General features: G+C 69.3%; 16 protein-coding genes. 6 read left to right on the top strand and 10 right to left on the bottom strand.

Going from position 1 to position 19,936, the window contains the following annotated elements:
* The first annotated feature begins 29 nt into the window (after positions 1-29).
* The 3 genes from truB (at position 30) to pnp (ending at position 3,544) form a co-directional block, all read left to right on the top strand.
* Positions 30-890, top strand: a complete 861-nt coding sequence (gene truB / locus F0415_RS01370) for a tRNA pseudouridine(55) synthase TruB (protein WP_246149832.1) — start codon at positions 30-32, stop codon at positions 888-890.
* Positions 891-1,061: 171 nt separating this feature from the next.
* Entirely contained in the window at positions 1,062-1,322 is a 261-nt protein-coding gene (gene rpsO, locus F0415_RS01365; protein ID WP_149859400.1) for a 30S ribosomal protein S15, read from the top strand.
* A gap of 122 nt (positions 1,323-1,444) precedes the next feature.
* On the top strand, positions 1,445-3,544 hold the full coding sequence (gene pnp, locus F0415_RS01360; RefSeq protein WP_149859399.1) for a polyribonucleotide nucleotidyltransferase: 2,100 nt from the start codon (positions 1,445-1,447) through the stop codon (positions 3,542-3,544).
* A 64-nt stretch (positions 3,545-3,608) separates the two neighbouring features.
* On the opposite strand, the gene F0415_RS01355 is transcribed toward pnp, so the two are convergent.
* The 10 genes from F0415_RS01355 to F0415_RS01310 all read right to left on the bottom strand — a co-directional run bounded on the left by F0415_RS01355 (position 3,609) and on the right by F0415_RS01310 (position 13,133).
* Complete coding sequence (locus F0415_RS01355; RefSeq protein ID WP_149859398.1) at positions 3,609-4,145, bottom strand: lipocalin family protein; 537 nt, start codon at positions 4,143-4,145, stop codon at positions 3,609-3,611.
* A 2-nt stretch (positions 4,146-4,147) separates the two neighbouring features.
* Entirely contained in the window at positions 4,148-5,245 is a 1,098-nt protein-coding gene (locus F0415_RS01350) for an SAM-dependent methyltransferase (RefSeq protein WP_425457799.1), read from the bottom strand.
* Positions 5,245-6,039, bottom strand: a complete 795-nt coding sequence (locus F0415_RS01345) for a DUF1295 domain-containing protein (RefSeq protein WP_149859396.1) — start codon at positions 6,037-6,039, stop codon at positions 5,245-5,247. Before F0415_RS01345 ends, F0415_RS01350 begins: the two co-directional genes overlap by 1 nt.
* Positions 6,036-6,578, bottom strand: a complete 543-nt coding sequence (locus tag F0415_RS01340) for a DUF2878 family protein (RefSeq protein ID WP_149859395.1) — start codon at positions 6,576-6,578, stop codon at positions 6,036-6,038. The genes F0415_RS01345 and F0415_RS01340 overlap by 4 nt, the downstream gene beginning before the upstream one ends.
* Before the next feature lies 1 nt (position 6,579).
* Positions 6,580-7,842, bottom strand: coding sequence for an SAM-dependent methyltransferase (locus F0415_RS01335; RefSeq protein WP_149859394.1), 1,263 nt, complete (start codon positions 7,840-7,842; stop codon positions 6,580-6,582).
* The gene (locus F0415_RS01330; protein ID WP_149859393.1) at positions 7,839-8,621 is read right to left on the bottom strand and encodes a DUF1365 domain-containing protein; all 783 of its coding nucleotides are present in this window, start codon (positions 8,619-8,621) and stop codon (positions 7,839-7,841) included. The genes F0415_RS01335 and F0415_RS01330 overlap by 4 nt, the downstream gene beginning before the upstream one ends.
* Positions 8,618-9,871 carry an NAD(P)/FAD-dependent oxidoreductase gene (locus tag F0415_RS01325; RefSeq protein ID WP_149859392.1) on the bottom strand — a complete coding sequence of 418 codons (1,254 nt, stop codon included), beginning with the start codon at positions 9,869-9,871 and terminating at the stop codon, positions 8,618-8,620. Before F0415_RS01325 ends, F0415_RS01330 begins: the two co-directional genes overlap by 4 nt.
* 2 nt (positions 9,872-9,873) lie before the next feature.
* Positions 9,874-10,806 carry an acyl-CoA desaturase gene (locus F0415_RS01320; RefSeq protein WP_149859391.1) on the bottom strand — a complete coding sequence of 311 codons (933 nt, stop codon included), beginning with the start codon at positions 10,804-10,806 and terminating at the stop codon, positions 9,874-9,876.
* Between the two features lie 49 nt (positions 10,807-10,855).
* On the bottom strand, positions 10,856-11,671 hold the full coding sequence (locus F0415_RS01315) for a hypothetical protein (RefSeq protein WP_149859390.1): 816 nt from the start codon (positions 11,669-11,671) through the stop codon (positions 10,856-10,858).
* Between the two features lie 64 nt (positions 11,672-11,735).
* Positions 11,736-13,133, bottom strand: a complete 1,398-nt coding sequence (locus F0415_RS01310) for a GntP family permease (RefSeq protein ID WP_149859389.1) — start codon at positions 13,131-13,133, stop codon at positions 11,736-11,738.
* 159 nt (positions 13,134-13,292) lie between these two features.
* Here F0415_RS01310 and F0415_RS01305 point away from each other — a divergent pair, with 159 nt between their 5' ends.
* Genes F0415_RS01305 through F0415_RS01295 form a run of 3 tightly spaced genes read left to right on the top strand, consistent with a single transcriptional unit; the run spans position 13,293 to position 19,919 of the window.
* On the top strand, positions 13,293-15,518 hold the full coding sequence (locus F0415_RS01305) for a TonB-dependent receptor (RefSeq protein WP_149859388.1): 2,226 nt from the start codon (positions 13,293-13,295) through the stop codon (positions 15,516-15,518).
* A gap of 20 nt (positions 15,519-15,538) precedes the next feature.
* On the top strand, positions 15,539-16,564 hold the full coding sequence (locus F0415_RS01300; protein WP_149859387.1) for an extracellular catalytic domain type 2 short-chain-length polyhydroxyalkanoate depolymerase: 1,026 nt from the start codon (positions 15,539-15,541) through the stop codon (positions 16,562-16,564).
* A gap of 13 nt (positions 16,565-16,577) precedes the next feature.
* Complete coding sequence (locus tag F0415_RS01295; protein WP_149859386.1) at positions 16,578-19,919, top strand: hybrid sensor histidine kinase/response regulator; 3,342 nt, start codon at positions 16,578-16,580, stop codon at positions 19,917-19,919.
* Positions 19,920-19,936 lie beyond the last annotated feature (17 nt).

The following is a 19,936-nucleotide window of genomic DNA, read 5'->3' as shown; positions in this document are numbered from 1 at the left end:
GCATCCTCTTGCTCGACAAGCCCGCCGGCATGAGCTCCAACCAGGCCCTGCAACGGGTACGCCGGCTACTGGCGGCGGAGAAGGGTGGCCACACCGGCGCCCTGGACCCTCTGGCGACCGGTCTGCTGCCCCTGTGCTTCGGTGAGGCCACCAAGATCGCCGGTTTGCTGCTGGGTGGGCGCAAGGCCTACGAGGCAGGGATCGCACTGGGCACCTGCACCGATACCGACGATGCCGATGGCCAGGTGCTGCGGACCCGGCCGGTGCCGCCCCTGGATCGGGCCATGGTCGAGGCGGCCATCCGGCCCTTCATCGGCCGGATCCGCCAGCGCCCGCCAGTCTACTCGGCTCTCAAGCAGGGCGGCGAACCCCTGTACGCCAGGGCACGCCGCGGCGAGGCCATCGAGGTGCCGGAGCGCGAGGTGGAGGTCGAACGCGTCGAACTGCTCGCGCTGGAAGGCTCCCGGCTGCGGCTGGCCGTGACCTGCGGCGCCGGCACCTACATTCGCAGCCTGGCGCGTGACCTGGGGGAGGCCCTGGGCTGCGGCGGCCACGTCACCGCCCTGCGCCGGACCTGGGTGGAACCCTTCCTCCGGCCCCGGATGTACACCATGCCGGAGCTGGAAGCCCTGGCCGCTCAGGATGGCCCGGCCGCGCTGGAAGCCCTGCTGCTTCCGGTCGGGGCCGGCCTGGCGCATTGGCCGACCGTCGCACTGGACGCTGAGCGGGCCGCCAGGGTAGGCCGGGGCCAGGCCGTGTCGCTGACCGGACGGGTGCCTGGCCGGGTCCACATGGTCGGACCCGACGGTGCGTCCCTGGGCCTGGGCGAAGTGGACGAGGCCGGCCGTCTGCATCCGCGCCGGCTGTTCCGCTGGGCCGTGCGGGCATGATCCGGTCCGCCGGTTCAGCTTCGTGAGGCGTAACGCCTTGTCCGGACTAGCCGATACCGATAGAATTTTGCGGCTTTTTCCGAAGCATCCCCCAACCGGCGGGCCATGCGGTGCGTCGCCACGGACCGGCGGCGGCGTTCCTGCAGGCTGCGCATCACAAAGGAAAATCCAATGTCCATCGATACCGCCAAGATCATCGAAGAGTTCAAGCGCGTGCCCAACGACACCGGCTCGCCGGAAGTCCAGGTGGCGCTGCTCTCCGCCCGCATCGAGCAGCTGACCGAGCACTTCAAGGTGCACAAGCAGGACCACCATTCCCGCCGTGGCCTGCTGAAGCTGGTGAACCAGCGTCGCTCCCTGCTGGCCTATCTCAAGCGGAAGGACGCGGCCCGTTATCAGGCGCTGATCGAGCGCTTGGGGCTGCGCCGCTGACAAACGAACACTCCCACGCGGCGCGGCAACGCGCCGCGTGCCTTTTGGAGGCAGGAAATCATCCCCACCGGGCGGGGCCCGGCGGGTGGCAGCTTGAACCGAGAGAACAGGAAGCGACAAACGTGGCGAAGGTAACCAAGACGTTCCAGTACGGGCAGCATCAGGTGACGCTGGAGACGGGCGAGATAGCCCGTCAGGCCAGTGGTTCGGTCGTCGTGAAGATGTCCGACACCGTCGTGCTGGTGACGGCGGTCGGCAACAGGCATGCGAAGGAGGGCATGGACTTCTTTCCGCTCACCGTCGACTACTTCGAGAAGTTCTACGCCGGCGGTCGCATCCCGGGCGGCTTCTTCAAGCGTGAAGGCCGTCAGACCGAGCGCGAAACGCTGATCTCGCGCCTCATCGACCGGCCGATCCGGCCGCTGTTCCCCGAGGAGTTCCGCAACGAGGTGCAGGTGATTGCCACGGTGATGTCGCTGAATCCGGAGGTTCCGGGCGACATTCCCGCCATGATCGGTGCTTCCGCCGCCCTGGCCCTGTCCGGCATCCCGTTCAACGGTCCCATCGGTGCCGCCAAGATCGGCTACGCCAACGGCAAGTACCTGCTCAACCCGACCAGCACCGAGCTCAAGGGCTCTGACCTGGAGCTGGTGGTGGCTGGCACCGCCAAGGCGGTGTTGATGGTCGAGTCCGAGGCCAACCTGCTGCCCGAGGACGTCATGCTGGGCGCGGTGATGTACGGTCATCGCGAAATGCAGGCGGTGATCAAGGCCATCAACGAGCTGGCGGCCGAGGTCGGTGTCAAGCGCTGGGACTGGCAGCCGCCGGCCAAGCCGCAGGCCGCCGTCGACGCGCTCAGGGCCGCGGTCGGCGACCGCCTGGCCGAGGCCTTCCGGATCCGCGACAAGCTGGAGCGCCGCGATGCCATCGCCACCCTGAAGAAGGAGGTGCTGGAGTCACTCAAGGCCCGGGCCGAGGCCGAGGGCTGGGACATGGGCTTCCTCGCCAAGGAGTTCGGCGAGCTCGAGTACCGCACCATGCGCGACGCCGTACTCAGGACCAAGACCCGCATCGACGGCCGCGATCTGGTGACGGTGCGCCCCATCGTCGCCAAGACCGGCGTCCTGCCGCGCACCCACGGCTCGGCGCTGTTCACACGCGGCGAGACCCAGGCCGTGGTGATCGCCACCCTGGGCACCGCCCGCGACGGCCAGATCATCGATGCCATCGAGGGCGAGAGCAAGGACCATTTCCTGTTCCACTACAACTTCCCGCCTTACTCGGTCGGTGAGGCCGGCCGGATGATGGGTCCGAAGCGCCGCGAGATCGGTCACGGCCGCCTGGCCCGCCGCGGCGTGCAGGCGGTGATGCCGACCATGGAAGAGTTCCCGTACACGATCCGCGTGGTTTCGGAGATCACCGAATCCAACGGCTCTTCGTCCATGGCCTCGGTCTGCGGTTCCTCGCTGGCCCTGATGGACGCCGGCGTGCCGGTCAAGGCGCCGGTGGCGGGTATCGCCATGGGCCTGATCAAGGAAGGCGACGAGTTCGTGGTGCTGTCGGACATCCTCGGTGACGAGGACCATCTGGGCGACATGGACTTCAAGGTGGCGGGCACCGAAACCGGCGTGTCGGCGCTGCAGATGGACATCAAGATCGACGGCATCACCGAGGAGATCATGAAGGTGGCGCTGGCCCAGGCCCGGCAGGGTCGCCTGCACATCCTCGGCGAGATGGCCAAGGCGATCACCGCGCCGCGCGCCGAGCTCAGCGAGTACGCACCGCGGCTGCTGACCATCAAGATCCACCCGGACAAGATCCGCGAGGTGATCGGCAAGGGCGGTGCGACCATCCAGGCCATCACCAAGGAAACCGGCACCCAGATCGACATCCAGGACGACGGCACCATCGTCATCGCTTCGGTGAATGCCGCGGCCGCCCAGGCTGCCAAGGCCCGCATCGAGCAGATCACTTCCGACGTCGAGCCGGGTCGGGTCTACGAGGGCAAGGTCGCCAAGATCATGGACTTCGGCGCCTTCGTGACCATCGCGCCGGGCAAGGACGGCCTGGTGCACGTCTCGCAGATTTCCAACGAGCGCGTCGAGAAGGTTTCCGACAAGCTCAGGGAAGGCGATACGGTGAAAGTCAAGGTGCTGGAAGTGGACAAGCAGGGTCGTATCCGCCTGTCCATGAAGGCCGTCGAGGAAGGCGAGACCGCGTAAGCGGCCCTCGCATCGTGCCAAGCGGCAAAGGCGGGCCTGGGGCCCGCCTTTCCTTTTGACGCGCTCACTCCCCGGACAAGGGCCGATCCGACTGTGGAACCATGCGCAGGCGTTCCATCGGATAGCCGAGCTCGCGCAGGAAATCCACGTGCGCCAGGTAATCGGCCTCGGGGATGCTCGGCGTGCGCGCCATGATCCAGGCGTAGTCGCGCTTGCTGCGGGCGATCACGGTCTGGGTGTAGTCCCGGTCGAGGCGGACGATCACGTACTCGGCCTTGATCGGCCAGACGAACTGCATGTCCCATACCGCGTTGCCGGTGCCCGGGCGCACGTGACCGACCGGCCGCATGGTCTCGACCGGCGCATCGAAGCCGCCGTCGCGGAAGCGGAACGTCGTCAGTACGCGTCCATCCGCGGCCAGGCGGTAGGACTCGACGGCGTCGTAGGCCTCGCGCTCCGGCCAGGAAGGGATATGGGCGATCACATACCAGTCGCCCATGAATCGTTGCAGGTCCACCTGTTCGACCGGCGGCACCGATGGTCGGGTCTGGCCGGCGCAGGCCGCCAGCAGCAGCGCCAGCAGGGAAAACGGGCCGCGCATGCTCAATCGCCTGCCGGGTCTGGCCGGGTGAAGCGGTAGTGCGCCACCAGCCATTCCTGGCCGTTCCGGTAGCCGAACAGCTCCGCGCAGGCCATCCAGAACATGCGCCAGCGCTGGAACCAGAGCGCGGCGCTGGCGGCGCCGTAATGTCCGGCCAGCACGGTCAGCACCCGCTCCCGGTTGTCGTCCTGGTTCCGCAGCCAATGGTTGGCCGTGCGCCGATAATGCCGGCCATCCACCAGCCATTGCCTGTCGATGCGCAGGTCGCGCTGAAAGTGCAGCAGAGTGTCGGCGGCCGGCATCAGGCCACCGGTGAAGAATCGCCGACCCATCCAGTTGTCGCCGCCTTCGGTCTCGAACGGGTACAGCAGGTGCCGGTGGGCGAAGATGTGCACGAACAGCTTGCCGCCGGGACGCAGCCACGAGGCGATGCGGGCCATCAGCACGCGGTAGTTGCGCATGTGCTCGAACATCTCCACCGAGACGCAGCGGTCCCAGCGGCCGGTTTCCAGCTCCAGGGTGTTGACGTCCCGGGTCAGCACCCGGACGTTGGCCAGACCGAGCTGACGGCACCGGGCTTCGATGTGCCGGCGCTGCAGGGCGGAGTTGGACACGGCGGTGATGCGGGCATTGCGGAAGCGCTCGGCCATCCACAGCGTCAGCGATCCCCAGCCGCAACCGAGCTCGAGGATTTCCTGGCCGTCTGCCAGCTCGGCGCGCTCCGCGTAGAGCGCCAGCATGGCCTCTTCGGCCTCGGCCAATGTCTCGTCGCCGCGAGGGTAATAGCAGCAGGAATACTTCAGGCGCGGCCCGAGGCAAAGCCGGAAGAACTCCGGAGGCAGCTCGTAGTGCTGGGCGTTTGCCGCGTCCGCGTGCAGGGCCACCGGGCTGTCGGCCAGTTCCTGCAGGCGCAGGCGCGCGCGCGCCGACTGCAGTTCCGGGCCGCCGGCGGATTCCTCGCGCAGGCGCCGGGCGCAGAGCCGGCGGATGCCCAGGCGCAGCAGCGGATCGGGAATCCAGCCGCGTTCTGCCAGGCCGATCAGGCCGGCATCGGGACGTTCGATCGGCATGGTGGCGGTGTCGACGGTAGGCGTGCTCATCATTCACTCCTGCCCGTATCGGGCTTGGGAAACCAGGGGAAAAACGCCGGCGTGCGCCGCTGATAGTCGCGATAGTCCTCGCCGCGACTGCGCAGGGCCTGGGCCTCGGCCCAGGGGATGCCGCTGAGCCAGCGCAGAAAGACGTACATCAGGACGGGCCCCGTCCAGGCCAGCCATGCCAGTGGTGAGCCGACCGCCAGGCAGGCGTAGCCCAGCCACAGCGTCCATTCGAAGAAGTAGTTCGGGTGGCGGGAGTAGCGCCACAGCCCCAGCCGGCAGCTGCGACCGCGGTTCTCCGGCTGCTCGCGGAAACGGGTCAGCTGGCGGTCGGCGACCGCCTCGCCCAGCATGCCCGCGCACCAGATCGCGATGCCGGCCAGCCACCAGGGCCCGGGCCGTGCCAGCGGATTGGCCGCCACGGCCAGGAACGGCAGCGAGAACAACAGCACCGCCAGCGCCTGGCCCTGATAGAAAAGAAAGAACCTGACCTGGTCGTCCCGCCAGTGTTGGCGCAGGTAGCGGTAGCGACCATCTTCGGGTTCGCGGCTGACGCGTCGCCACAGGTGCCAGGCCAGGCGCAAGCCCCAGAGCCCGCCCAGGACGCCGATGCTCAGCCGCGAAAGCGCGCTGCCGGTGCCAGTGGCGCCCAGGAAGATCGCCGCGGCGCCGAGGCTGCCGGCCCACAGCACGTCCACCGGGCCGGCATTACGGCTGCGGGTTTGCCGCCACCAGCCCAGCAGCATCACCAGGGCGGCGGCAGCCCAGATCTGCGCGGCGGCCAGCCAGGGGCTCATGCCGTCGCCTCCCTGCCTGGCGGCGGCGCCGGCGTGGCAGCGCGGACCAGCAACCACATCGCCAGCGCCCAGCCGATCGCCAGCAGGAGCCAGCCCGGCGGCAGCAGCTGGACCGCGTTCCAGCCACGGGCGGCGGCCAGATAGGCCAGCGGGCCGCCCACCGCGCCCAGGCACAAGGCCAGGCATTGACGGTTCACCAGGAAGGCCAGGCCGTGCCGCAGGGTCAGCGCGAACGCCAGCCACAGGGCCAGTATCCACAGCGGCGAGGCGGCCAGGGCCGGCGCCGGCGTCGCATACCGCAGCCAGCCGCCGGCGACCAGCAGCGCGTCCAGGGCCAGGCCGCAGGCCAGGGCCAGGGCGACCAGGCGCAGGTCCGGCCACAGCGGACGGACCGTGGCCAGATGCCAGGTGGCGAACAGGGCCGCCGCGGCCGGTCCTGCCCATGCCAGGCCCTCGCCGGCACCGATGACGGCGGCCAGCCAGACCAGCTGGTTGCCCAGCAGGTTGGGCAGCGGATGGGCGCGGGCCTGTCTGCTCATGTCACACCGGGTGCCAGACGTGGTCGCGGTGGCCAGGCTTGGCCAGCAACAGGTGCGCCACCCCGATCGAGCGTTCCAGGAAACCGCCCTCGCAGTAGGCCAGGTAGAACTCCCACATGCGCAGGAAACGTTCCTCGTAGCCCAGCTCGCGGACCCGACTGGCGTTGGCGAGGAAGCGCTTGCGCCAGGCATTCAGCGTGCGGGCATAGGAGAGGCCGAAGTCCTGCAGCTGTACCAGTTGCAGGTCGCTGGCCCGGGTCTTGGCCGCCAGCATCGCCTCTATCGAGGGGATGAAGCTGCCCGGGAACACATGCCGCTTGATGAAGTCCACCGTGCGCAGCGCCTGTTGGTAGCGATGGTCTTCGATGGTGATGGCCTGCAGCAGCGCCAGGCCGTCCGGCGCCAGCAGCTCGCCCAGCTTGTGGAAGTACGTATCCAGGTAGTCGGCGCCGACCGCCTCGATCATCTCGATCGAAACCAGCTTGTCGTAACGGCCCGCCAGTTCGCGGTAATCCTGCAGCAGCAGGGTCACCCGGTCCTGCAGGCCGGCCTCCCGCACCCTTTGCGCCGCCAGCGCATGCTGCTCGCGGGAGATCGTGGTACTGGTGACCTGGCAGCCGTAGTGGCGGGCGGCATGGATGGCGAAACCGCCCCAGCCGGTACCGATCTCCAGGACCCGGTCGCCTGGCTTGAGCGCCAGGCGCCTGCAGACGACATCCAGCTTGCGGCGGGAGGCCACTTCCAGCGTGTCGTCGGCACCGGCCCACAGGGCCGAGGAATACATCATGTCCGGCGACAGGAACAGGGAGAAGAAGTCGTTGCCCAGATCGTAGTGAGCGGCGATGTTGCGGCGGCTTCCCGCCATCGTGTTGCGGCGGAGCGCGTGCCAGCCGCGCAGGACGAGGCCGCCGAGCCGGGCCAGGCCGCCCTCCATGTCGTCCAGCAGGGCGCGGTTGCGCAGCAGCAGCCGCACCAGGCCAACCAGGTCGTCGCACTGCCACAACCCGTCCATGTAAGCCTCGCCGGCGCCCACACTGCCCTGACTGGCGACGGCGCGGTAAAAGCCCGGGTCGTGCACGCATACCTGAATCGGCGGGCTTGCGTCTTGCCGGTCACCCAGCATGCTGGTGCCCAGGGCGTCACTCAGCTCCAGGCAACCGTGACGCAGGTAACGCAGGTGGTCGAGCAGGCGCGCGCGCAGCAACCGGTCGAGCTTGCCGTAGGGTTCGCCGGTGCGGCTGACGGAATCGGTCGCAGCATTCATGGACGGGTTTCCAGTCGCGAAGGGTGGTCGTAAACGGGCACGCCCTTGAGCCAGAGCCGCAGGGCCTGCCAGTGGATGGCGGCGATGATCCGGGTCGTCATGAGCGGGTAGCGGACCAGCACCCTGGCCAGGCCGGGGCCATCCAGCGGTCGTCGCGCCAGCGCCAGACTGGCGTCGAATTCGCATCGTTCGCCGTCGAACACCTCCATGTGTACGCCCAGCCGCTCGCCGGGGAAGCCAAAGCGCCAGGCGTAACGCCGCTGCATGGCCACGAAGGGCGAGACGTGGAAATCCTTGTCGAAGCGCCAGCGGTAACCGCCGCTGCGGTCTGCCTCCGCCGCCGCCACCGGCAGCACATAGGCGTGGCGTTCCTTCCACGGCGTGTTGGTGATCTCGGCCAGCAAGTGCCTGAGCTGGGTGCCGGACTCGTCGAAGCAGTAGTAGAAGGAGACCGGGTTGAACACGTAGCCGAAGTAGCGCAGATGGGTGAGCAAGCGAATCGGCCCGGCCGACCGTTCACCGGTGGCGGCGTGCACGCGCCGGCGCACGGCTTCGGCCAGGGGCAGATCGTGCGGCGCCAGATAGTCGCGGCGGCGGAACTGCGCCAGGTTGGGCCGCTCGAGCGACCACAGCCAGCGCCGGTCGAATACATGCCCAAGCTCATCCAGGTCCAGGTAGAGCTGGGCGACCCGGTACTCGAAGGCATGTGCCCGCGGCAGGTGCCGGCGGTGCCGCAACCTGCCCTCGTAGATGGCGGAATGACGGACTGCCGCCTTCATGCCCGCTCCGGCCAGCGCAGGCCCAGGCCTTCGGCGACCTCGACCGCGCTGCGCATGCCGTCCTCGTGGAAGCCCCAGCCCCAGTAGGCGCCGGCGAACCAGGTGTGGCGCCTGCCCTGGATCTCGGGCTTGCGTGCCCGCGCCGCCACCGAAGCATGCGTATAGACCGGGTGGCTGTAGCGAAGCCGGCGCAGCACCCTGGCCGGATCCACCGCCTCGCCGCGGTTCAGCGTCACCACCACCGGCGTGCGCACCGGCAGGCCCTGCAGCAGGTTCATGCAGTAGCTGACGGTGCAGGGCGCGCCCGGCTGGCGCGGCACCCAGGCATTCCAGGCGGCCCAGGCCTTGCGTCGGTGCGGCAGCAGGCGAGGGTCGGTGTGCAGCACCACTTCGTTGTCCTGGTAGGGAATGGCGCCCAGGATGTCGCGCTCGCGATCGTCGGCGTCCGCCAGCAGGGCCAGGGCCTGGTCGCTGTGGCAGGCCAGCACCACCCGATCGAAGCGCTCGCTGCCCTGGGCAGTGGACAGCTCCACGCCTTCGGCGTCGCGGCGCACTGCCAGCACCGGGCAACCGCTGCGTTCGCGCACCTGCCAACGGGCACGCAGCGCCGCCACGTATCGCGATGAGCCGCAGCGCACGACCCGCCAGGCGGGCCGGCCGCTCAGCTTCAGCATGTGATGGTTGGCCATGAACTGCACGAGGTACCTGACGGGGAAGGCGAGAATCCTTTCCGGTGGCGAGGACCATAAGGCCGAGGCCATCGGCACCAGGTGAAGTTCGCGGAACATGCGGCCGTAGCCGCCGGCTTCGAGGTATTCGCCCAGGCTGGGGCCCGGCCCGTCGGACGCCAACAGCTCGGGGGCCGTCCGGTAGAAGCGGACCAGGTCGGCGAGCATGCCCAGGAATCGCGGAGAGACCAGGTTGCGACGCTGGCAGAACAGGGTATCCAGGGAGGTGGCGTTGTACTCCAGCCCGCTGGCCTCGTCGTGCACCGAGAAACTCATGGTCGTGGCCTGGCTTTCCACGCCCAGGGTCTCGAACAGGCGGGTCAGCAGCGGATAGTGCACCGGGTTGTGCACGATGAAACCGGTGTCCACCGCCAGGGACTGTCCGTCCACTTCGACCTGGTGGGTATGGGTATGGCCGCCAAGACGGAACTCGGCTTCGAACAGGCTCACTTCGTGTTGGCGGGACAGCAGCCAGGCCGAAGCCAGGCCAGCGATGCCGGAACCGACGACGGCGATGCGCATGCTCAATCCTTCGCCCGGTCCAGCACCCAGGCCGGCACCGGCTTGAGGTCGCGCACCAGGCCCAGGGCCGCCATCGCCCGCAGCAGGTACCAGGTCAGGTCCGGTTCCCACCAGCGGAAGCCCTGGCGGGCGCTGCCCGGGAAGAAGTGGTGATTGTTGTGCCAGCCCTCGCCGAAGGTCAGCAGGGCCAGCCAGAGGTTGTTGCGGCTGTCGTCGCGGGTGTCGAAGCGGCGACTGCCGAACCGGTGTGCCAGCGAGTTGATGGTCACGGTGGCGTGAAACAGCGCCACCGTCGAGATGAAGAAGCCCCAGACCAGCATCTGCGGCCCGTCGGTGCCCAGGCCGGGCGCAACCCGTTGCAGCCAGGCGCCCAGCCCGTACAGGCCGGCGGCCAGCAGCACCGGGACGACAGTGTCGAAGCGGTCCAGCCAGCGCAGTTCCGGGAAGGCCGCCCAGTCCGGCACCCGCGCCAGGTCGGTGCGGAAGGCGCGTGGGGTCAGGAACCAGCCCATGTGGCTCCACAGGAAGCCGTGCTGGCGCGGCGAGTGCGGATCCCGCGGGGTGTCGGCATGGCGATGGTGATTCCGGTGGTGGGCGGCCCACCACAGCGGCCCGCGCTGTACGCAGGCGGCGCCGATCACCGCGAACAGGAACTGCACCGCCCGCGAGGTGCGGAAGCTGCGGTGGGAGAAGTAGCGGTGGTAGAAGCCGGTGAGGGCGAACATCCGGATTGCGTACAGCGCGACCGCCGCCAGTACGGCCACCGGCGACACGCCCACCCAGAACACCGCCAGGCAAGCCAGATGCATGAGCACGAAGGGCAGCGCGCGCAGCCAGTCTATGCGGTCGTCGTCGCTGTCCGGCGCGGCGGAGGCATCCAGCCAGAGACGCACGGAGCGCAGGGCGCTGCGTGCCTTGACAATGGGTTTCGACATGGCGCCAGCTTGACACGCGCGCCGGTGACGGAGGCGTGAACCGCGCCGCTCAATCCGGGCAACGCATCGCCAGCGGCCGTTCCAGCGCGGCCAGCGCTTCGCTCAGCGGCACTTCCCGCAGCGCCGAACGCGGCGGGAAGTCGATCCGTACCGGCAGCGGCCGGCCATCATCGCCGCGGATCGTGCCCAGGCCCTCGAAGCGGCGCAGCCAGCGGTGCTGGCGCCCGTAGGTGAGCTCGAACACCGGCACGAAGGGCCGGTAGAGGATCGGCGGCGACATGCGCAGGCGCAGGGCCGGCTCGCCTTCGAACTCCAGCTCGCGGGCGCCGGCCAGCCGGAAATCGAGGTAACGGCCGCGGCTGGGCACGAGGAAGGACAGGGTCTGCGCGTGCCCTGCCGCCAGGCGTTCCCACTGCCGCCGCACCCGGGCGTCGAAACCGGCGTCGATGACGCTGCCATCGGCCAGGGCAAGGCGTTGCTGTCGCGGCGCCTCTGCCTCCGGTTCCTGGATGAGGACATGGACCGCGCCGTCGCGCAGCCGGACCCGCTCGCGGTAGCCGTCGCGGCCATCCACCAGGTCGAACTCCGGCCGCTCCGGATCCACCCCCAAGCGCAGGCGCTTGCGGGCGAAGGGGCGACCGTCTGGGCACAGGTACAGCACCAAACGCTGCGGGGTGCCGCCGAGTTCGAACAGCCAGTGGCTTTCCCGGTAGAGCAGGGAGCCGTCGTCCAGGGCGCGGGCCTCACCTTCGTAGTGCAGGGCGAGGCCCGGTCGCGGGGAGGACACGGCCGAGGCCGCGCCGGCCAGCGCCAGCAGCAGCCAGGTCAGGGACGACAGCCGGTGCGGTCGGTCAGGGAGCGGCATGGCGACCTCGTCGTGGCCCGGACAGCTTGGTCCGGGCCACGTGTCGGCGGCGTGACGACGGCGCTCAGACCCAGCCGGTCAGGTAGAACAGGCCGATCACCACGAACACGGCGGCGGTCTTGATGAGGGTGATAGCGAAGATGTCCCGATAGGCCTGGCGGTGGCTGAGCCCGGTCACCGCCAGCAGGGTGATGACCGCGCCGTTGTGCGGCAGGGTGTCCATGCCGCCGCTGGCCATGGAGGCGACCCGGTGCAGCACGTCCATCGGGATGCCGGCGGCGCCTGCGTTGGCGATGAAAGTGTCGCCCATGGCCGCCAGGGCGATGCTCATGCCGCCGCTGGCCGAGCCGGTGATGCCGGCCAGCGCGGTGACGGTGATCGCCTGGTTGACCAGCGGGTCGGGAATGCCCGCGAGGGCATTGGCCACCACCAGGAAACCGGGCAGGGCGGCGATGACTGCGCCGAAGCCATACTCGGAGGCGGTGTTCATCGAGGCCAGCAGGGCGCCGCCGATCGCAGGCTGGGTGCTTTCGGCGAAGTGGCGGCGCACGTCTCCCCAGGCCAACAGCAGAACCGCCAGGATACCGGTGAGGAGGGCAGCCTCGACCGCCCAGATCGCTGCGACCTTCGATACCTCCTGCACCACCGGGGCCGGCTCGCCCACCACCGAGGGCAGAAAGCTGTGGCTGTCGCCATACAGGCGTGGGATCAGCAGCGTGTAGGCTTTGTTGGACACTCCCACCAGCAGCAGCGGCAGCAGGGCGATCCAGGGATTGGCCAGGCGTTCGCCGGCGAACGGCGCCGGTTCGTTCTTCAGGTCGCGGCCATAACCTTCGCCACTGGCGCGGGCGATCCGGCGGCGCCATTCGAGGTAGGCCAGGCCGACGCCGAGGATGAACAGGCCACCTAGCGTGCCCAGTACCGGCGCCGCCCAGGCATCGGTGCCGAAGAAGCCGGTCGGGATGATGTTCTGGATCTGCGGCGTTCCGGGCAGCGCATCCATGGTGAAGGTGAATGCCCCCAGGGCGATGGTGCCGGGGATCAGCCGCTTGGGGATGTCGGCCTGGCGGAACAGTTCGGCCGCGAAGGGATAGACCGCGAACACAACCACGAACAGCGACACCCCGCCATAGGTGAGCAGGGCGCAGACGACCACGATGGACAGCATGGCCCGGTCGGCGCCGAACAGCCGGATCACCGCGGCGACGATCGAGCGCGAGAATCCGGAGATCTCCACCAGCTTGCCGAACACCGCCCCGAGCAGGAATACCGGAAAGTAGAGCTTGAGGAAGCCGACCATGCGCTCCATGAACAGGCCGGTGAACATCGGTGCGACCAGGTGCGGGTCGGTCAGCAGCACCGCGCCCATGGCCGCCACCGGCGCGAACAGGATCACGCTGTAGCCACGATAGGCCACCAGCATCAGGAAGCACAGGGCGGCGAGCACGATCAGCAGGGACATGCGGGAGAGTCCCCCGGGCAACTGGACCGGTTCGCAGTGTCCCTGCCGTGCTGCCGGCGGGGCACCTGTACCAAGGTACAAGTCCGTGGCCGGCCGGCGCGGCATACCCTGCGCAACGTCCGGCCATCCGGCCGCCCAACCGCTCTGCAAGGGGAGACCATGAAGCGCAACCATCTCAGCCTGGCCATCGGCCTGTCCCTGTCGCTCGCCGCACCGCTGGCGTCGGCCCAGGACGCGGCCACAGAGGCCGACGACGCGGCTGCCGAACGTTCCGCCGTCACCCTGGACGCCATCCAGGTCACCGCCCGCAAGCGCGAGGAAACCCTGCAGGATGTGCCGGTGGCGGTCACCGCCTTCACTCCGGAGTCCCTGGACAAGCTCAACATCCGTGACCTGGGTGACCTGGACGCGCAGGTGCCCAACCTCACCATCTACGCTGCCCGCGGCTCCACAAGCACGGTCACCGCCTATATCCGCGGCGTCGGCCAGGCCGATCCGCTCTGGGGCGTGGACCCCGGTGTCGGCATCTACCTGGACGACGTCTACATCGCCCGCCCGCAGGGCGCGCTGCTGGACGTGTTCGACGTCGAGCGGATCGAGGTGCTGCGCGGCCCGCAGGGAACGCTGTATGGCAAGAACACCATCGGCGGCGCCATCAAGTACATTTCCCGCGGGCTGCCGACCGAGTTCGGCGGCATGGCCGAACTGACGGTGGGCAGCCACGGCCGGCTCGACGCCAAGGCCGCCGTAGGCGGCCCGATCGGCGGCGAGGACAGCGGCCTGCGCGCCCGCGTCTCGCTGGCCAGCCTCAACCATGATGGCTATGGCGAAAACCTGTACACCGGCCAGGACGTCAGCGACAAGGAGATCAATGTCGCCCGCGTGCAGCTGGGCGCCTTCGTCACCGAGGACTTCGACGTCCAGTTCAGCATGGACTGGCTGGACGACCAGTCCGGCGTGCGTGGGGCGCAGATGCTGGTGGCCAACCCGCTGGCACCGGGCTTCCTGCCGCTGGACGACCGCTATGACATCCGCAGCGGCATGAAAAACATCAACGACACCACCATGAAGGGTGCTTCGGCGACCCTCAACTGGCGGGTCAACGACGATTGGGCGCTGAAGTACGTGATCGCCAAGCGCGAATCAGACACCGAAACCAACATTGACTTCGATACCCTGCCGATGCCGCTGGTGGACGTGCGTGCCTTCTACTTCGATGAGCAGGTCAGCCACGAACTGCAGGCCAACTACGATGCCGGTGGTCGTGCCCGCGGCGTGATGGGCCTGTACCTGTTCAACGGCGACGCTGGTGGTCAGGTGCTCAACCACTTCAACAACCCGTTGATCCCGCCCAGCCTGACCAACCCGCTGTTCGGCGATACCCAGGGTTACGTCAACACGGACAGCATGGCTGTCTACGCTGACTGGAGCTTCGACCTGAGCGACCGGCTCAGGCTCGACGTCGGCGCCCGCTACACCGACGAGGACAAGCACGCGGTGGCGCTAAACCGGTTCTACACCGACCTCAGTTACACCACGCCCTGGGCCACTGCCGCCAACTTCGACAAGACGGTCAACTTCAAGAACGTCTCGCCGAAGATATCGCTGGACTACCAGCTGAGCGACGAAGTGATGATCTATGGCCTGGCATCGCGTGGCTTCAAGTCGGGCGGCTTCAACATCCGTGCCAACACCACGGCGGTACCGGCTTCAGGCGAGCCCTTCGACGACGAGGTGGTGGACAGCTACGAGATCGGCAGCAAGATGTCGCTGCTGGACCAGCGGCTGTTCCTGAACCTCGCCTACTTCCACAACAAGTACAAGGACATCCAGCTTTCGGTCTTCACCTCCTACACGCTGCCGGATGGCAGCCAGAGCTTCTTCGGCGACTTCACCAACGCCGGCAGGGGCACGGTGCAGGGTATCGAAGTCGAGTACCAGTTCCTGCCGACCGAGAACTGGCTGATCAGCGGCAACCTGGCCTGGCTGGATGCCGAGTACGACGAGTTCATCAGCGCTGGCGTCAACATCGCCGACAGCCAGCGCTTCACCAATGCGCCAGAGTTTTCCGGGGCCATCAACGTCGAGTACCGCACCGGCCTGGCCAACGGCGGCAACCTGTCGGCACGGGTCGGCTACAGCTACCAGTCGGAGGTCTGGCCGACCACCGATCTCAGCCCACTGATTCGCCAGGACGGCTATGGCCTGGTCAATGCCGGCGTCATCTGGCAGATCAACGATGCCTGGATGCTGTCGCTGCAGGGCAGCAACCTGACCGACGAGGAATACCGGACCACCGGCTACAACATCGGTGCTTTCGGCGTGGTGACCGGCTTCTACGGCCCGCCCCGCCAGTACAGCCTGAGCGCGCGCTACAGCTTCTGATGGAACGGTTTCCCCGGGGAATGTCCCAACGGGCCGCGCATGCGGCCCGGCTCTTTTTGCTGTCGGCGATGGTGCTGGTCGCCGCCTGCGGCGGCAGTCGCGGCGAGCCGCTGCCGCGACTGGACATCGAGCGCGGGCGGGTCGCCGTGGCGGGACTCTCGTCGGGCGCCTACATGGCAGCGCAGGCGCATCTGGCGCTGGCGGAGCGGCTGGATGGGGTGGCCCTGATTGCCGGCGGCCCACCGGGTTGCGCGCAGGGACAGTTGCAGGTGGCGCTGGGCCCCTGCATGGTTGCCCGGCCTCACGGACCGGATGTCCCGGCCTTGCTGGCCCGCGCCCGTGAGCGCGCCGCCGATGGCCGCGCGGCACCGCTGTCGGCCCTGGCCGGTGACCGCGTGCTGGTCATGCACGGCACCGAGGACGCGACGGTGAACCCGGCGGTCGGCGCTGCCGCCCGCGACTTCTACACCGCACTGGTGGAAGAGGGCATCGCCTTCGAGCTCACCTGGGACGGCGAACGTCGTTTCGGCCATGTCTGGCCGACAGTCGCCGAGGGCGGCGACTGCCTGGACGGCGGCAGCCCCTGGCTGGGCGCCTGCGGCTTCGATGCCGCCGGCGAGGTCATGCATCACCTGTTCGGGCCGGTGGAAGGTGCACCGGGCGAACCGCGCGGCGAACTGCGCCGCTTCGGCCAGGCCGGGCTGGCCGCCGATGGCGGCGATCCGTTGCTGGCCGACGAAGGTTTTCTCTACCTGCCGCCCGAGTGCGCGGCCGGCGAAGCCTGCGGCCTGCTGGTCGCCTTCCACGGCTGCCAGCAGGACATCGGCAGCGTCGGCGACACCTTCGCCCGTGGCAGTGGCCTCAATGCCTGGGCCGACCTGCATCGCGTGGCCGTGCTGTATCCTCAGGCGCGATCGAGCTACCTGCCGCTGAATCCGAAGGCATGCTGGGACTGGTGGGGATACACGGGCGAGGACTACGACACCCGCACGGGTGCCCAGCTGCGCTGGCTGGCCGCCGTCCTGGACGCGCTGGGCGCGCCCTGAGGAAGCACGGGTCGTGCTGAGCGCCGGCCTGGTGGTGGGCGCGGGCCTGGTCTGGCTGGGCCTGTTGTTCGGCACGGCCTTGTGGGCGGAACGGCACCCGGGACTTCTCGCCCGGCGCTGGCCGGTGGTCTACAGCCTGTCGCTGGCGGTGTACTGCACGTCCTGGACCTTCTACGGCACGGTCACCCAGGCCCAGCGTTCGGGCTGGGCCATTCCGCCGACCTTCCTCGGCACCATCCTGCTGTACCTGCTCGGCTTCGGCTTCCTGCTCAAGCTGCTGCGCATCGCCCGCGAGCACAACTCGACCTCGCTGGCCGACCTGGTGGCCACGCGCCTGGGCCGTGACTCCTGGCTGGCGGCAGCGGTCACCTTCGTGGCGGTGCTGGGCATCATTCCCTATATCGCCCTGCAGCTGAAGGCGGTGGCGATGAGCTTCGGCCTGCTGACCCGGGCCTCGGAGCTGTCGCCGCCGGCCTGGCAGGACAGCGCCCTGTACGTGGCCCTGGCCATGGCGGTGTTCGCCATGCTGTTTGGTACCCGCCGCGCCTCGGCGATCGAGCACAACCGCGGCCTGGTGCTGGCGATGGCAGTGGAATCGCTGCTGAAGCTGGGAGCGATGCTGGCCCTGGGCGCCTTCGTCTGGTTCGGGCTGGACCTGCCCGACGCACCGGCGCCCGCGCCACCGGCCGACGGCGCCAGCGGCTTCCCGGCGCTGGTACTGCTGGGCGCGCTGGCCATGTTCACCCTGCCGCACCAATTCCACGTCGGCGTGGTCGAGTGCAGGGACGAGGCGCAGCTGCGCACCGCGCGCTGGCTGTTTCCGCTGTACATGCTGCTGATCGCCCTGCCGATCCTGCCGCTGGCCAGGGCCGGCCATGCGCTGCTGGCGCCGCTGGGTGTGCCCTCCGACCTGTACGTGCTGGCCTTGCCGCTGTCGGAAGGGCGGGAGGGACTGGCCCTGCTGGCCTTTCTTGGCGGCCTCAGCGCCGCCACCGGCATGGTGATCCTGGCGACGCTGGCGCTGAGCCTGATGATCGGCAACCACTGGCTGGCGCCGCTGCTGGTGCGTGGTCCCTGGGCGGCGCATGCCGACGCCGGCGAGGCCGACCTGCGCGGCGCCGTGCTGTTCCAGCGCCGCGTCGGCATCCTGGCAGTGGTGCTGCTGGCCTGGGTCTACAGCCGTGCCATCGCCGGCAGCGAGGCCCTGGCCGACATCGGCGCGGTGTCTTTCTCCGGCCTGGCCTCGCTGGCGCCGGCGGTGGCCTTCGCGGTCTGGCGGCCGCAGATGCCGCCGCGGGCGGTGCTCGTCGGCCTGGTGGCGGCGGTGGCGGTGTGGAGCTGGGTGCTGCTGGCACCGGCCCTGGCCGAGGCCTTCGACTGGCGCTGGAGCTGGCTCACGCACGGCCCCTTCGGCCTGGCCTGGCTGTCGCCCGACGGTTTCCTCGGTCTGGACGATTGGAGCCGGCTGGGCCGGGCCACCCTGCTGAGCCTGGGCGCCGGCGCTCTGCTGCCCTGGCTGCTGGCCGCAGGCCTGGGCCAGACGCAGACGCCGGAGCGTGGCAGCGGCGGCACCTTGCCGCGCGCCAGCCTGCGTGCCCTGGCCCTGCGGTTCCTGCCGGCGCCGCGTGTGGACGCGCTGCTGGCGCCGGTGAGCGGCGAGGACGTACCGCGGGAAGTGGAGCGGCAGGTCGAGCGCGAACTCTCGGCGGTGCTGGGCGCCGCCTCGGCGCGGCTGCTGCTGGACGCGGCGCGCCGGGCCCAGGAAAGCGAGCTGGACACCGTTGCCAGCATCGTGGACGAGGCATCGCAGGCGCTGCGCTTCAACCAGCGCGTGCTGGAGGCGGCCCTGGAGAACATGAGTCAGGGCATCAGCGTGGTGGACGCCGAGCTGCGCCTGGTTGCCTGGAACCGCCGCTACGCCGAACTGTTCGGTTATCCGGATTCGCTGCTGCAGGTCGGCGTGCCGGTGGCCGACCTGGTCGAATACAACATCCGCCGCGGCCTGGCCGGCGAGGGCGCGGCAGACGAGGAGGTGGCCAAGCGCATCGCCCACATGCGCGCCGGCACGCCCTACGTGACCGAGCGCCGCGTCGGCGAGCAGGTGGTGGAGATCCGTGGCAACCCGATGCCAGGCGGCGGTTTCGTCGCCACCTTCACCGACGTCACTGCCTTCCGCCGCAGCGAGGCCGAGCTCAAGTCGGTGGCCGAAACCCTCGAGCAGCGCGTGGCCGAACGCACCGCCGAACTGGCCCGGGCCAAGGCCGAGGCCGAGCGTGCCAACCGCGCCAAGACGCGTTTCCTGGCCGCCGTCAGCCACGACCTGGCGCAGCCACTGAACGCGGCGCACCTGTTCGTGCATGCGCTGTCGCCGGAGCTGAAGGAACCGGCGCACCGCGAAGCCCTGTCCAACATCGACGGCGCGCTCGGTTCGGCCGAGGCGCTGCTGGCCGGGTTGCTGGACATTTCCCGCCTGGACGCCGGCGGCATGAACGCCTCGCCGCAGCCCTTCCGCCTGGAGGAGCTGCTGCAGCCGCTGGCCGCCGAGTTCCGCGTGCTGGCGGCGCAAAAGGGCCTGGACCTGGACCTGGTGCCGACCCGGGCCTGGGTGCGCTCGGATCCGCAACTGCTGCGCCGGGTGCTGCAGAACTTCCTGGCCAACGCTGTGCGCTACACCCGCGGGGGCCGGGTGCTGGTGGGTTGCCGGCGCCGCGGCAATGCGCTGGCGATCGAGGTCTGGGACACCGGCCCGGGCATCGCCGAGGCCGACCAGGGGCTGATCTTCGAGGAATTCCGTCGGCTCGACCGCGGCGGCCAGGGCCTGGGCCTGGGCCTGGCCATCGCCGAGCGCGTGGCGCGGCTGCTGGGGCATCCGCTGAGCCTGCGGTCCTGGCCGGGCAGGGGCACGGTCTTCGCCATCGGGGTGCCGCTGGCCGAGCCGGTGGCCGCGGTGCCCGCGCCGGAGCCGCCGGCGCCCGTGGAAGCGCCGCGCAGCCGGGTGCTGGTGGTGGACAACGATGCCGACGTGCTTCGCGGCATGCAGGCCCTGCTCGGCGGCTGGGGCTGCGAGGTGCTGGCCGCCCACGACGGCCGCGAGGCGCAGGCGCGCCTGGCCGGCCATCCACCACCTGACCTGCTGCTGCTGGACTTCCACCTCGACGGCGACCGCACCGGCCTGCAGTTGCGCGAGGAGCTGGGCCCGGCCTGCGCCGGCATTCCCTGCGCGATCATCACCGCCGACCACAGCGCCGCCGTCCGCGACGCCGTCACCGCCGCCGGCTGCCTCCTCCTGCACAAGCCACTGAAGCCCCTGGCCCTGAAGTCCGCCATGTCCCGACTGCAGCCGAGGCGGAAATAGGGGTTATTAGCCGCGCA

The organism is Arenimonas fontis (genome assembly GCF_008386465.1).
Taxonomy (GTDB): domain Bacteria; phylum Pseudomonadota; class Gammaproteobacteria; order Xanthomonadales; family Xanthomonadaceae; genus Arenimonas; species Arenimonas fontis.
This window is presented reverse-complemented; position numbering and strand designations above follow the sequence as displayed.

What these genes read in the sequence shown, in the direction of transcription:
- truB (WP_246149832.1), top strand. Translation starts at nt 30, where the DNA reads ATGAGCTCCAACCAGGCCCTGCAACGGGTACGCCGGCTACTGGCGGCG.
- rpsO (WP_149859400.1), top strand. Translation starts at nt 1,062, where the DNA reads ATGTCCATCGATACCGCCAAGATCATCGAAGAGTTCAAGCGCGTGCCC.
- F0415_RS01355 (WP_149859398.1), bottom strand. Translation starts at nt 4,145, where the DNA reads ATGCGCGGCCCGTTTTCCCTGCTGGCGCTGCTGCTGGCGGCCTGCGCC.
- F0415_RS01350 (WP_425457799.1), bottom strand. Translation starts at nt 5,245, where the DNA reads ATGAGCACGCCTACCGTCGACACCGCCACCATGCCGATCGAACGTCCC.
- F0415_RS01345 (WP_149859396.1), bottom strand. Translation starts at nt 6,039, where the DNA reads ATGAGCCCCTGGCTGGCCGCCGCGCAGATCTGGGCTGCCGCCGCCCTG.
- F0415_RS01340 (WP_149859395.1), bottom strand. Translation starts at nt 6,578, where the DNA reads ATGAGCAGACAGGCCCGCGCCCATCCGCTGCCCAACCTGCTGGGCAAC.
- F0415_RS01335 (WP_149859394.1), bottom strand. Translation starts at nt 7,842, where the DNA reads ATGAATGCTGCGACCGATTCCGTCAGCCGCACCGGCGAACCCTACGGC.
- F0415_RS01330 (WP_149859393.1), bottom strand. Translation starts at nt 8,621, where the DNA reads ATGAAGGCGGCAGTCCGTCATTCCGCCATCTACGAGGGCAGGTTGCGG.
- F0415_RS01325 (WP_149859392.1), bottom strand. Translation starts at nt 9,871, where the DNA reads ATGCGCATCGCCGTCGTCGGTTCCGGCATCGCTGGCCTGGCTTCGGCC.
- F0415_RS01320 (WP_149859391.1), bottom strand. Translation starts at nt 10,806, where the DNA reads ATGTCGAAACCCATTGTCAAGGCACGCAGCGCCCTGCGCTCCGTGCGT.
- F0415_RS01315 (WP_149859390.1), bottom strand. Translation starts at nt 11,671, where the DNA reads ATGCCGCTCCCTGACCGACCGCACCGGCTGTCGTCCCTGACCTGGCTG.
- F0415_RS01310 (WP_149859389.1), bottom strand. Translation starts at nt 13,133, where the DNA reads ATGTCCCTGCTGATCGTGCTCGCCGCCCTGTGCTTCCTGATGCTGGTG.
- F0415_RS01305 (WP_149859388.1), top strand. Translation starts at nt 13,293, where the DNA reads ATGAAGCGCAACCATCTCAGCCTGGCCATCGGCCTGTCCCTGTCGCTC.
- F0415_RS01300 (WP_149859387.1), top strand. Translation starts at nt 15,539, where the DNA reads ATGTCCCAACGGGCCGCGCATGCGGCCCGGCTCTTTTTGCTGTCGGCG.